Genomic DNA, 11,561 nt, shown 5'->3' with positions numbered 1-11,561 from the left:
GGAGGGGATTGAGCACCGGACCACCAAGGTACGCAGGCCGCAGAGCAACGGCTTTATCGAGCGGCTACATCGCACCCTGCTGGATGAACACTTCCGTATCAAGGGGAGGACAACCTGGTATGAGTCGGTAGAGCAGATGCAGACAGACCTGGACAGCTATCTGGATCACTACAACACCCAGCGGCCACATCAAGGCAGGATGATGGAAGGACAGACTCCCTACAGCATGTTCAAAAAGGGTCTGAAATTGATACCGAAGGAAGTGCGCACTAAAGTAGCGTAAACAAGACACCGGTTTGAGGCCGGTGTCAGGTGATAACTAGATCTGTACAAGCACTGTTGGTTTGAAAGCACTATGGCGGCGAACCTTTGTCACGACGACCCGGATCTTGCTCACTTGTGCCATCGCGATGGCTCATCACGGCATCAGGAGATATCAGCGTTTTTTGAAGGGAGTGGGAAGGAAGTGGGAAGGGAGCGGGGCTGTGACGCCGCTTTCCCAGGTGGTGGTGATCTGGGTTTGCAGGGGCAGGGCATGGAAAACAGTGCCACCGGTGTCGGCGGCACTGACGCAAGGCCTGGTGGGATAACGCTCTTTTAGGGGTTATCAGGCCAGGGCGGGGCTGGATGTGGCGGCGCAGGGCAGGGCGGCCAACTGTGCAAGGTGCTCGCTCAGAGAGACCCCGGCGCCGGTGGCGTTGACCGTCTCGAAGTAGTCGTGCCAGCCCGATGCGGCTATTCCCTGGACGAGGGCCTCGATGGCTGCGGCATCCGGCCCGCGCCAGATGGCGAAGAAGGGGTGGGGCGTACCATGGAGGGTGGCAGCATCGGTCTCGCCCAGGGCGATGGGCTCCACCCCGAGGGCGGCGAGGTTGGCCATGCCTGTGCCAATGGCCTCGAAGAACTGCTGACGAGCCGTCTGGCTCAGTGCCAGCCAGGCGGGAGTGGGGGTGTAGAGCTCTGCCAGATAGTGGGTCATAGGGGTTCCTTCGGGAGTTGGCCCTTGCGCAAGGTGCGCAAGGCGCGTTGACAAATCCGGGTTGTCGCGGGGCTGGGGCTTTCGCGAGACCAGCGCGCGCAGAGGTCAGTGACCCACTGTGGCCTGTCTTTGCTCGCATCGTTCAGCCAGTTGGCAACGGAGTCCTGCACATAGAGGGCGGGATCGGCCTTGAGGGGCTCAAGCAGCATCAGGGCCTGCTCCGGCGCTTGTCGCAGGGACGCAAGATGGGTACACCAGACGCCGCGGGGCCGGGTCGCTTCGCTTGCAAAGCGTCGCAGCCGCTCGGACGGCTCCGCCGTCCAGGGCACCAGGGCGGCAATGGCCGCCTCCAGTTGCGCAGCAATGGTCGAGCGCATTGCGAGCCAGGCCCACTCGCGCACCCCAAAGTGCGGGTCATCGGCGAGGGGGCGAATGAGGACCAGGCGGTCGCTGAGCGACAGCCCCTCGCTCGCGCCCACCATGAAACAGGCCCAGCCCCGCACGGTATCGGAGGGATGACGGCTGAGCGCCGCAAGATCCCTCGTGCCGCTCTCGGTCAGGAGCAGCCTGGCGGCCAGTGCCATGCGCCGGGTAATGCCCTCCCCGGATGCGGCGTGCATCGACGCCAGCGCCTGGGGCCCGAGCGAAGGCCGGGTGCACTGCATCAGGGCGGCAAAATCCACCGCTAGGCATTCGGTCAGGTTGCTTGCCTCAGCCTCTCCCCGGTTGAGCTGGGCGAGGCGGGAGGGGGCGATATCCGTGATGCGGCTGCGTGTCATGGGTGCTCCTCTGTGGCGGCCTCAGTGCAGCCTGCCCGGGATGAGATGACGTTGAGCCAGGCCCGCTTGAGCAGGGTACTCAGGGTCTCTCGCTCTGCCTGATCGAACCCGGCAAACAGGGAGCCTATCCACTGGCTGTGCTCATCGAGCAGGTGTTGCGCCAGGGCCTGGCCCTGCTCTGTCAGGCGCACCGAGATCTTTCGCCTGTCCTGGCTGTCGCTGTGGCGAGCCAACAGGCCGTCCCGTTGCAGACCGTCGAGCAGGCCGGTGATGGTGGCCCGTGTGACCCCCGCCTTGTCGGCAAGCTCGTGGGGAGCCAGCCCTTGTGGCAGGTCGCGCAGCAAAAACAGCAGCACGAACTTGCCTTCGGAGAGGCGGTGGGGAGCCAGGCGCGCCGCGCACGCCTGATCGATGGCAGCGGCGAGGGTCAACACCTCAAAGCAGACGCGTATGTTTTGGGTGTCCGCGTGTCCGCGGCGCTCTGCATCCTCGAGCAGGGCGAGGTGTTTTTGTTCCAGCGTGATCATGATGGTGAGTCTCGAATGATTTTGTATGGCGCCATACTATATGGCGCCAATCAAATGATCAACCACCCAAGCGCGCGACCGGGATGGTTCATGGCAACGGGGAGCGGGAGTGTGGCGATGGGGGGCCTTTGCAAGAGAAGGCTTTGCAAGAAAATCGGCCATCTTTGGCCGTCATTCCTTATAATGCCCCTCCTTTGTGGTCTGGGGGGAGTGTCCCGCAGTGAGCCACCGCAAGCCCGAATGTTGATAGAGACGATCCCATGCATACCCTGGAACAGCTTCGCGCAGGCGAACTCTGCGGCGCCCGCCACCTCAAACTTGCTGAAAATCTCGCGGTGTTCCCCCCCGAGATCCTGAGCCTCAAGGAGACCCTGGAGGTGCTGGATCTCACCGGCAACCAGCTGAGCGAGTTGCCTGACGAGCTGGCCGAATGCAAGAAGCTGCGCATCCTCTTCTGCTCCGAGAACAACTTCACCGAACTGCCAGAGGTGCTGGGGCGTTGCCCTGCGCTCACCATGGTGGGCTTCAAGGCCAACCGCATCGCGACCGTCCCGGCCGCCTCCCTGCCCGCCAGATTGCGCTGGTTGATCCTGACCGACAACGAGATAGAGACACTGCCCGGAGAATTGGGGCGCTGCATTGATCTGCAAAAGCTGATGCTCTCGGGCAACCGGCTACATGAGCTTCCCGAGACGCTTGCCGGTTGCCACCGTTTGGAGCTTTTGCGCATCGCCGCCAACCGCCTGCCAGCGCTGCCGAGTTGGCTGCCCTCGATGCCGCGTCTGTCCTGGCTGGCCTTTGCGGGCAACCCTTTCTGTGATGAGCAGGCGTGTTTGAACGGCACATCGGAGTTCACTGCCGAGATCCCCTGGCAGGCGCTCTCACTGGGGGATGTGCTCGGGGAGGGGGCATCCGGCGTCATCTATCGCGCCGAGTGGGCGGGTGCCGAAGGGCCCGGGGCGGTGGCGGTCAAGCTCTTCAAGGGGGCCGTCACCAGCGACGGCTTGCCCCTGAGCGAGATGGGGGCGTCCCTGGCCGCCGGTCGTCATCCAAACCTGGTCGGTGTGATGGGGAGGGTGAGCGATCATCCCTCTGGCATTCCGGCACTGGTGATGCCCCTGATAGACCCCGCCTTCGCCACCCTGGCGGGGCCCCCGAGCCTGGACTCCTGTACCCGGGATGTCTATGGGGAGGATCTGAACTTCACCCCGGCCCAGGTGATGGCCATGGTGCAGGGGGTGGCTGCGGCCGCCCGGCACCTGCACGAGCGGGGCATCCTCCACGGCGATCTCTACGCACACAACCTGCTGTACTCCTTGCAGCCCGCGATGCCTCACTCGCCGCAGGAGGTGCCGGGCCGGGTGCTGCTCGGTGACTTTGGTGCCGCCTCCTGTTACGACCGCGCCGATGAGGTGCTGGCCGGGCGGCTGGAGCGCCTGGAAGTGCGGGCCTTTGGCTGCCTGCTGGCCGAGCTGCTGGCGCGCTGTGATGGGGGGGACGCCGACCTCGACCCCCTTCATCGACTGGCCGGGGAGTGCGGCTTTGAGGTGCCTTCCCGGCGACCCACCTTCGCGCAGATCCTGACCTGGCTGGCTGCGATGGCGACAAGCCTGCCTGGGGTCGTGGCCTGAGGCCTGCCCATCGTGGGCCTTCTCGTGCACTGGGGCGGGATCATGGGGCTTGCGCCACTTCGGTGAAGTTGTGATAGTGATGCACTATTGCAGATGACGAGAGGAAGATGATGGAAGCGGCATTTTGGCACCAGAAGTGGAAAGAGAACCGGATTGGCTTTCATCAGGCAGATTTCAACCGCTGGCTGCAATCCTGGTGGTCGGCCCAGCAAGGGAGCGACCCCGTGCTGGTGCCCCTTTGCGGCAAGTCCCGGGACATGCTCTGGCTGCGTGAGCAGGGGCATCCGGTGGATGGCTTCGAGCTCTCCGAGCTCGCCATTACCCAGTTTTTTGACGAGAACAACCTGAGTGCAGAGAGAAGCGAGGTGGGTCCCTATCAGTGCCACCGGCACGCCGATCTGCGCATCTATCAGGGGGACTTCTTCGCCGCCCCGGAGCTCGGGCAGCGTTATCGCCTGGTCTATGACAGGGCGGCCCTCATCGCCTTGCCGGGCGCCATGCGCCGCCAGTATGCCGCCCTGATGAGCCGCCTGGTGGAGGCGGGGGGGCAGGTGTTGCTGGTGACCCTCGAATATCAGCCCGAGCAGCAGCAACAGCCGCCGTTCTCGGTGGGGGAGATGGAGGTGCGCACCCTGTTTGAGCGCGACTTTGGTGTCGAGGTACTGGGCCGGGGGGCGGAGCTGGATCACCCCAGGGTGCTCTCGGGGCAGCTCTCCTATTTCGACGAGGTGGCTTACCGGCTGATCCGCCGGGGTTGAGAGGGCGCGAGGCCGATGCCAAGGAGGGAAGTGGCGCTTGTTTTACCTCCTTTGACATAGATCAACGTGGAAAATCAGGGAAATGCCTAAGATGAGGCTGTTTCTCAATCACTGCTGGTGCCGACCGATGAGCTCTGGTTTGAACGCCGGTCGAACATCAACCCAGTGTCTGATTTTCACGCTCATGTTCACTTTTGGCGGCTCTGGTCGCAATTGATTATGGTTTTTCCAGCCGACCCCACGGGGTCGGCTTTTTATTGCCTGCGCGTGGCCAACAGGGGAGGTCAGCCTTCGAAGGTGGCGGCGTTGAGCCGAAACGCCCTGGGATCGTCGACAAACTGGCCGGTGATCCGCTCGTCGTGCTCGTGGCCCAGGCCATAGCTGCAGAGGATGAGGCGATCTGAGGTACGGGATCTCAGCTGGGTGATGAAGCGCACCAGATCGGCACGGCTGAGCCTGCCCACCTCCTCGCGTATCCGTTCGCGCTGATCAAAACCCAGATCCTTGTTGCCGATGCTGACCCAGAGCCGCTGGCCGCGGCTGCGCAGGTTGGCATCCCGCTCGCTGAGCTGGGCCTGCAACCCCGCCTTGCTCTCCTGCCACTGCTGCTCGGTGAACTCCAACATGGCCAGCGGGAAGAGATCGATGAACTCCTCCACCGCATCCAGCAGGATCTGCGGCCCCGCTACCGGCGACTGGATATAGAAGATGAGACCGGGATGGCGGTTGAGGGGCAGGTTGCCAGCTCCCACCACGTAACCGAGCTGCTGGCGGGTGCGCAGCTCGTGGAAGAAGGTGGATGACATGATGTGGTTGGCCAGGGTGAAGCAGGCGAGGTCCCGCGCCCGGGTGGTACGCGACTGGTAGTAGACCAGCAGCGCCGAGTCCTCGTGATCGCACCCCTGTTCGCGAATGAGGGTGCCTCTGTCCTGGATGGAGATGAGGGGGCGGCGGGTCTCGGCGCTGGGCTGGCTGTTGGCACCGAGGTGGCGCTCCAACAGGGCCGCGAGTTCGAGGGCCTCGGCGGCCGTCCAGTCTCCGTGTACCAGGGCCTCCAGATGCACCCTGGCAAAGAGCTCGGAGACGAAGCCGGGCATCTCCCCGAGTTCGACGGTGCGCAGGTGGCGCAACAGCTGCTCGAAGGGCGGGTTGTTGGGTTGCAGCAAACTGGTGAGCTGGTTGAACAACTGGGAGATGGGGCGGGTCTTGTCCTGGTTCTCCCAGTTGCGGATAAGCTGCTCCTTGATCTCGCTAAAGCGTGCCGGATCCGGATACCCCAGGGTGCGGTTGCCGAGGATCATGTCGAGCAGCAGCGGTTGCTTGTCGGCAAAGCCGCTGAGGTTGATGGTAAAGCCCCCCTGATGGGCATAAATCTGGTAGCCAAGGCCCGCGAGCTCCGCCGGGTAGGTGAGGGCGTTGAGGTGATCCGTGAGCAGTTCCACGGCCAGACGCGCCATGGCGATGTGACGCGGGCTCTTGACCGCATGTTCGCTGTCGACGGAGATGTAAAGGCTGCCCTTGGGCACGCTGAACTGATGCTCGTGCAGGTGCCAGAGCCGGAAACCGGGCCTGTCGATGAGGCAGGACGGCATGTCGGCGGGCAGCGCCGGCAGACGGGCGTGGAGGCGGGTGCTGATGAAGGGGTTGGGCGCCGGCAGGTGCAGGGCGGGATCCGGTTCACTCTGCTGCCAGCGGATCTTCTCGGCCTCGCTGATGCTCTGGACGCTGTAGGGTGTCTGGTACCAGCGGGCGAGGCGATCCGTACTCACTTCCGGGGCCTGGATGGTCACCCGCAGGTTGTGGGGGGTCAGCTTGGCGAGGAAGCGCCGGATCAGCGGCTCATCGAACTCGCGCATCATGTAGTCGCCGTAGAGCAGATCGTCCGGCCCGTAGCTGAACAGGTTGAGCACGAGGCCGGAGACGGTGTCGAGGGCCCGGCCCCGCTCCTGGAAGCGGAAGGCGGATTCCAGCACGCTGCGCTTCTCCTCATAGCGCCAGGCCTGCACCCCGCCCCGCTCGATGAGCTTCAGATAGCCAAACAGAGCGGCGATGATCTCGTCCACATGCTCAAGCCCAAGGGGGGTGAGGCCAAAGCTCACGCCAAAGTCCTTGAAGTTGGCGCCGCTGATGCCGCCGCCGGCGGCGAGCTGATTGACCCAGCCCCGCCCCTTGAGCAGAGAGAGCAGGCTGCCTTCCCCCTCATAGCCGATGAGGTGGCTCAGGAAGGTGAGGGGTTTTTTGTCGTAATACTCATCCACGCACGGCAGCGGGAAGGTCAGCGCCAGCTTGCGGGTCTCCTTGACCGGGGTCAGCTGGATGCGAATGCCGAGATCATCGAGCCGATAGAGAGGATGGCTCAGTACCGGAGGGCCGAGATGGCGATCCGGAATGGCACCAAAGAAGCGATCACACCAGGCCAGCTGGGTCTCGATGGGTGCCGGTGAAAGCATGACCAGCGCCATGCGATCCGCACTGTAGTGGGTTTCGTAGAACGCAATGAGGTCCGAGCGCAGATCCCGGCCGGGGAGATCTGCCAAGGTGTCGAGGTTGCCCACCGAGAATTTGGAGAAGGGGTGGTCCGGATTGACCGTCTCCTTGTGCACCTGGTAGCTGCGGCGCACGTCGTCCTGCAGCTTGAGGCGGTACTCGGAGTCCACCGCGTTGCGCTCCTTGTCGACCCACTCCGGTGCAAAGGTGGGGCAGATGAAGAACTGGGAGAACCGGTCGAGCCCCGCCTCGAAGAAGCCGTTGTCGATGTCGAAGAAGAAGTTGGTGAACTCGGTACCGGTCCAGGCGTTGTTGCTGCCCCCGTGACGGCTCATGAATTGCTGGTATTCACCGGGTTTGGGGTAGGTGCGGGTACCGAGAAACAGCATATGCTCGAGGAAATGGGCCATGCCCTGGCGATCCGCAGGATCGTCGAAGTGGCCGGTATTCACCGCCAGGGAGGCGGCGGATTTGTCGGTCTCGGGATCACAGATCAGCAAGACCCTGAGCCGGTTTGCCAGCTCCAGATAGTGATACCGCCGATGGTCATTGGGACTGGCATATGGGCTCATTGGGGAGGGACTCGCGGTGAATTTATTTGAATTTAAACATGATTATCGACCCCGCTATCTTGCGAGGCAAACCCTTTTCTGAGAGGTGGCGCAATTGTTTCCCCCGGCATGGCGGGGTAAGATTCCCCCGCTATTTAAACAGGCCCCCTGGGCGAGGTTGTAATGAAAATCTACATCATGCGTCATGGCCAGGCTGGCATGAACGCAAAGACTGATGAACAGCGTCCACTGACCGAGCAAGGCATCGAAGAGTCCATCCACATGGCTGGCTGGCTGGCTCCCCAATTGGCAGGCTCCCTGAACCTGGTGATCCACAGCAACTACCTGCGTGCCAGACAGACCTGGCAGGCCATCGCCCCCGAGTTGCCCAAGGCCCTCAAGGTCGAGGAGAGCGGCGACATCACCCCCTATGGGGACCCGGCTTTCGTGGCGAGCTACCTCACGGAGCTGGCGGCGGAGCATGACAACATCCTGATGGTCAGCCACCTGCCGCTGGTGGGGTATCTGGTCCAGAGTCTCTGCCCGGCGGCAGGGGCCCCCATGTTCGCGACGTCCGGGCTGGCCTGCATCGAATGGCAAGATGGCAAAGGAGTCTTGCTCTGGCTGGAAGGACCGCATACAATACGGTAAAAGTTAATAATAAGTTACAGTTTGGTTTTTTGGGGAAGAGAGAGTCGAATTTTCCGGTTTTTTATATAAATTTAACGGAATTATTTCGCATAAGCTGCTGTCATACGGATACAACTTCAAGAGGTTGCAAACGATGAGAGTGTTCAAGAAGTACCTGCCACTGATGGTGGCAAAACATGTCAAAACCTTCTTCAAGGGGCGGATTTACATCCACGGCAGGGGGCGCTTCGATTTCCAGTCGGGCTTGCTGATGATGCCATTGCAAGCCGACATTCCCCATCGCCAGACGGTGCTCGAGGTCAATGAACTGATTTCAAGGCTCCACATGGATGCCGCCTGAGGCGCCTCAGGCTGACCCTGGTCCCCCTCATGCCCGCCCCTGTGCGGGCATGATTGTTGATGGCGCCTGGGCGCGGTGCCAACCGTTCGCGTCATGGCGCTTCTTCCTGCGTTGGCAGGCTTGCTTATCCTGATTGCCTCTCTATACTCGCGCGCAATACCCGCCTTTTTATTCTGGATATCGCAATGCCCCTTGCCTTCCTGTTTCCCTTCTCCTGCATGGCTATCTGGGCCGGCAATGGCATCGTCAGCAAGCTGGCGGTCGGGGTGTTGTCTCCTGCGGCGCTCGCCTGGTCGCGCTGGATGGTGGCGGCCCTGGTGCTGACCCCGTTTCTGGCTCACCGGGCCTGGCGCGAGCGTCGCAAGCTGCGGGCCGGTTTCTCGAAGCTGGCGGTGCTGGCCCTGCTCGGCATGGTCTTGAACCAGACCTTTGGCTATTACGCGGCCCAGACCCTGGGGGCTACCGAGATTGGCCTGATGATGGGGCTGACCCCCTTGATGACAGTGCTGCTCAGCATCTGGTTGCTGCGCGAGCGGCCCACCTGGGGGGCGCTGCTGGGAGGCGCCATCTCCATTCTGGGGCTGGCGATTTTGTTGGGGCAGGGGGATCCGGCCCGGCTGCTGACCCAGGGCATCCATATCGGTTCCGTTTACATGCTGCTCTCGGCGGCCACCTATGCGCTCTACAGCGTGCTGCTCAAGCGCTGGGATCTGGGGCTGGACAACTGGTCCATGCTCTACGGTCAGGTGCTGTGCAGCCTCCTGTTCCTCACCCCCTTCTATCTGCTGGTGGACGGGCACTGGCCCGATGGCAGCGCCCTCTGGCTCATCTTCTATGCGGGGATCCCGACCTCGGCCCTTTCGCCCTGGCTCTGGATGCAGGGCATTGCCCTGCTCGGGGCGAGCCGCACCGCCATCTTCATGAACCTGTTGCCGGTCATGACGGCAGCCCTTGCCATCAGCTGGCTCGGGGAGCGGCTCACCAGCTATCACCTCATCGGTGGCGGCATGACCCTGATGGGGGTGCTGCTGGCGCAGTTGCTGGTCAGGCCCGTGACGGTGCGAAGGGGCGCCCGGCTTGCAGTGGCGGGCTGTCAGGAAAAGTAGGAGAAAAAGACCGCCCTCGAGGCGGTCTTTTGGTTCGGTGCCCAGCGTCACTGCGCCGTCAGATAGAGATCCTTGGCATAGACAAGGTCTTGCGGGTTCTGGTAGGGGTAGCCCTTGACGTTGGGTTTGAGCAGCCGTGATTTCACGTAGAAGTAGACAGGGGCGATGGGGGCCTCCTCGTCGATCAGCACCTCGGCCTGCTGATAGAGGCGGTTGCGCTCGGCGGGGTCCTTGGCGTCATGGGCCTTGGCCAGGAGGGCGTCGTATTCCTTGTTGAACCACTTGCCGCTGTTGGCGCTGCTGCTGGAGGTCATGATGTCGAGGAAGGTGGAGGCATCGTTGTAGTCTCCGTTCCAGGAGTAGCGGCTCACCCCGAAGTCACCCTCGTTCAGGGCCGACACCATGGTCTTCCACTCCATGTTGTTGAGCTCCGCCTTGACCCCCAGGTTGTGCTTCCACATGGAGGAGATGGCGAGCGCTATCTTCTTGTGCCCCTCGTTGGTGTTGTAGAGGATGTCCACCTCAAGCGGCTTGTCCGGGCCGTAACCCGCCTCGCCAAGCAGCGCCTTGGCCTGCTTGATGCGCTCTTCCTTGCTCATCAGCTCGCTGGCGGGGCGTTTGAGCTCGAAGCCGTCCACGCTCGGCGGGGTCAGGCTGAAGGCGGAGAGCTGCCCCTGTCCCAGGATCTTCTCCGTGATGGTGTCCCGGTCGATGGCAAGAGACAGTGCCTTGCGCACCCTGACGTCGTCAAAGGGTTTGCGCTGGGTGTTGAAGACGTAGTAGTAGGTGGCGAGCATGGGGGCGCTCACCAGCTCCTCCGGGCTCTGGCGCTTGATCTGCTGATACTGCTCCAGGGGATAGGTGGTGTAGTGCAGCTCGCTCGCACGATAGCGGTTGTAGGCCGCGGTATCGGAGACGATCTCCAGATAGATCACCTTGTTCAGCACGGTGTGCTCGTTGTCCCAGTAGTGGGGGTTGCGCTCGGCGATGAGGCGCTCGTTCGGGGTCCACTCCTTGAGGGCGAAGGCGCCGTTGGAGACGATGTTGGCCGGTTTGACCCACTCATGACCGAACTTCTCGATGGTGGCCTTGGGCGCCGGGAAGGTGGTGTAGTGGGAGAGGGTCTTGAGGAAGAAGGGGACCGGGTTTTTCAGGGTGATCTGCAGGGTGTAGTCATCGAGCGCCTTGATCCCCAGGGCATCCGGGCTCTGCTTGCCCTGCACCACGTCGCTGGCATTGGCGACGCCGGTCAGCTCGATGAACCAGGCGTAGTTGGAGGCGTTCTTGGGGTCAGCCGCCCGCTGCCAGCCATAGACGTAGTCCGCCGCCGTCACCGGCTCGCCGTTGGACCATTTGGCATCGGGTCTGAGCTTGAAGGTGTAGACGGTGCCCGTGGCATCGAGCTCGTAGCCAAGGGCGCCCGCCGCCTGCAGCTTGCCGTTGCCATCCAGGGTATAGAGCCCCTCGAACAGATCGTTGACGACGTCGCTGCCCGCGCTCTCTTCCACCATCTGGGGATCGATGGAGGCAGGCTCGGTGCCGATGTTGCGCACGAACACTTGCTGGGTGGCTGGCAGAAGCTGGGTGCCTTCAGGCACCTGGGCGGCGAGGACGGGGAGGGTGAGCAGAGCGGCAACCGCCCCGGCGATAAGCGACTTTTTCATTGAATATCCTTATGTTTTTTTGCTTCCAAAGCGCAGCCAGTGTGCGGGATTGGGGGGCAGATCTCAAGAGGGGAGCCTCTGGCGCAAC

General features: G+C 62.6%; 11 protein-coding genes. 6 read left to right on the top strand and 5 right to left on the bottom strand.

Annotated features, from left to right (window positions below; translation table 11 throughout):
- Window positions 1–283 (top strand): integrase core domain-containing protein (locus tag PG883_RS16155; RefSeq protein ID WP_270807395.1); only part of this gene is annotated, 283 nt, incomplete at its 5' end.
- A 324-nt stretch (window positions 284–607) separates the two neighbouring features.
- Here PG883_RS16155 and PG883_RS16150 read toward each other — a convergent pair.
- The 3 genes from PG883_RS16150 to PG883_RS16140 are packed head-to-tail and all read right to left on the bottom strand — an operon-like array spanning window position 608 to window position 2,285.
- Window positions 608–979, bottom strand: coding sequence for a DUF6616 family protein (locus tag PG883_RS16150; RefSeq protein ID WP_270807394.1), 372 nt, complete (start codon window positions 977–979; stop codon window positions 608–610).
- Entirely contained in the window at window positions 976–1,758 is a 783-nt protein-coding gene (locus tag PG883_RS16145) for a HEAT repeat domain-containing protein (protein ID WP_270807393.1), read from the bottom strand. Before PG883_RS16145 ends, PG883_RS16150 begins: the two co-directional genes overlap by 4 nt.
- Window positions 1,755–2,285, bottom strand: a complete 531-nt coding sequence (locus tag PG883_RS16140) for a MarR family winged helix-turn-helix transcriptional regulator (protein ID WP_029314450.1) — start codon at window positions 2,283–2,285, stop codon at window positions 1,755–1,757. The genes PG883_RS16145 and PG883_RS16140 overlap by 4 nt, the downstream gene beginning before the upstream one ends.
- A 260-nt stretch (window positions 2,286–2,545) precedes the next feature.
- On the opposite strand from PG883_RS16140, the gene PG883_RS16135 reads away from it, so the two are divergent.
- Window positions 2,546–3,916, top strand: a complete 1,371-nt coding sequence (locus PG883_RS16135) for a leucine-rich repeat-containing protein kinase family protein (RefSeq protein WP_270807392.1) — start codon at window positions 2,546–2,548, stop codon at window positions 3,914–3,916.
- Between the two features lie 110 nt (window positions 3,917–4,026).
- Window positions 4,027–4,674: a thiopurine S-methyltransferase gene (locus tag PG883_RS16130; RefSeq protein WP_041215264.1), complete on the top strand. Its 648-nt coding sequence runs from the start codon at window positions 4,027–4,029 to the stop codon at window positions 4,672–4,674.
- A 284-nt stretch (window positions 4,675–4,958) separates the two neighbouring features.
- Here the strand turns inward: PG883_RS16130 and PG883_RS16125 are convergent, their stop codons facing one another.
- Window positions 4,959–7,733 carry an insulinase family protein gene (locus PG883_RS16125; protein ID WP_270807391.1) on the bottom strand — a complete coding sequence of 925 codons (2,775 nt, stop codon included), beginning with the start codon at window positions 7,731–7,733 and terminating at the stop codon, window positions 4,959–4,961.
- A gap of 162 nt (window positions 7,734–7,895) precedes the next feature.
- Here PG883_RS16125 and sixA point away from each other — a divergent pair, with 162 nt between their 5' ends.
- From sixA to PG883_RS16110, 3 genes are all read left to right on the top strand, one after another.
- On the top strand, window positions 7,896–8,363 hold the full coding sequence (gene sixA, locus PG883_RS16120) for a phosphohistidine phosphatase SixA (protein ID WP_201894138.1): 468 nt from the start codon (window positions 7,896–7,898) through the stop codon (window positions 8,361–8,363).
- A 133-nt stretch (window positions 8,364–8,496) separates the two neighbouring features.
- On the top strand, window positions 8,497–8,703 hold the full coding sequence (locus PG883_RS16115) for a DUF1107 domain-containing protein (RefSeq protein ID WP_005324080.1): 207 nt from the start codon (window positions 8,497–8,499) through the stop codon (window positions 8,701–8,703).
- Between the two features lie 185 nt (window positions 8,704–8,888).
- Window positions 8,889–9,809, top strand: coding sequence for a DMT family transporter (locus tag PG883_RS16110; protein WP_010674561.1), 921 nt, complete (start codon window positions 8,889–8,891; stop codon window positions 9,807–9,809).
- Between the two features lie 47 nt (window positions 9,810–9,856).
- Here PG883_RS16110 and PG883_RS16105 read toward each other — a convergent pair whose 3' ends face one another.
- A complete protein-coding gene (locus PG883_RS16105) occupies window positions 9,857–11,473 on the bottom strand; it encodes a peptide ABC transporter substrate-binding protein (protein WP_270807390.1) in 1,617 nt (538 codons plus the stop codon).
- Window positions 11,474–11,561 lie beyond the last annotated feature (88 nt).

Origin of the sequence: Aeromonas sp. QDB25, from assembly GCF_027707725.1 — a bacterium.
GTDB lineage: Bacteria > Pseudomonadota > Gammaproteobacteria > Enterobacterales > Aeromonadaceae > Aeromonas > Aeromonas caviae.
This window is presented reverse-complemented; position numbering and strand designations above follow the sequence as displayed.

What these genes read in the sequence shown, in the direction of transcription:
- PG883_RS16110 (WP_010674561.1), top strand. Translation starts at nt 8,889, where the DNA reads ATGCCCCTTGCCTTCCTGTTTCCCTTCTCCTGCATGGCTATCTGGGCC.
- PG883_RS16145 (WP_270807393.1), bottom strand. Translation starts at nt 1,758, where the DNA reads ATGACACGCAGCCGCATCACGGATATCGCCCCCTCCCGCCTCGCCCAG.
- PG883_RS16105 (WP_270807390.1), bottom strand. Translation starts at nt 11,473, where the DNA reads ATGAAAAAGTCGCTTATCGCCGGGGCGGTTGCCGCTCTGCTCACCCTC.
- PG883_RS16115 (WP_005324080.1), top strand. Translation starts at nt 8,497, where the DNA reads ATGAGAGTGTTCAAGAAGTACCTGCCACTGATGGTGGCAAAACATGTC.
- PG883_RS16150 (WP_270807394.1), bottom strand. Translation starts at nt 979, where the DNA reads ATGACCCACTATCTGGCAGAGCTCTACACCCCCACTCCCGCCTGGCTG.
- PG883_RS16135 (WP_270807392.1), top strand. Translation starts at nt 2,546, where the DNA reads ATGCATACCCTGGAACAGCTTCGCGCAGGCGAACTCTGCGGCGCCCGC.
- PG883_RS16140 (WP_029314450.1), bottom strand. Translation starts at nt 2,285, where the DNA reads ATGATCACGCTGGAACAAAAACACCTCGCCCTGCTCGAGGATGCAGAG.
- PG883_RS16125 (WP_270807391.1), bottom strand. Translation starts at nt 7,733, where the DNA reads ATGAGCCCATATGCCAGTCCCAATGACCATCGGCGGTATCACTATCTG.
- sixA (WP_201894138.1), top strand. Translation starts at nt 7,896, where the DNA reads ATGAAAATCTACATCATGCGTCATGGCCAGGCTGGCATGAACGCAAAG.
- PG883_RS16130 (WP_041215264.1), top strand. Translation starts at nt 4,027, where the DNA reads ATGGAAGCGGCATTTTGGCACCAGAAGTGGAAAGAGAACCGGATTGGC.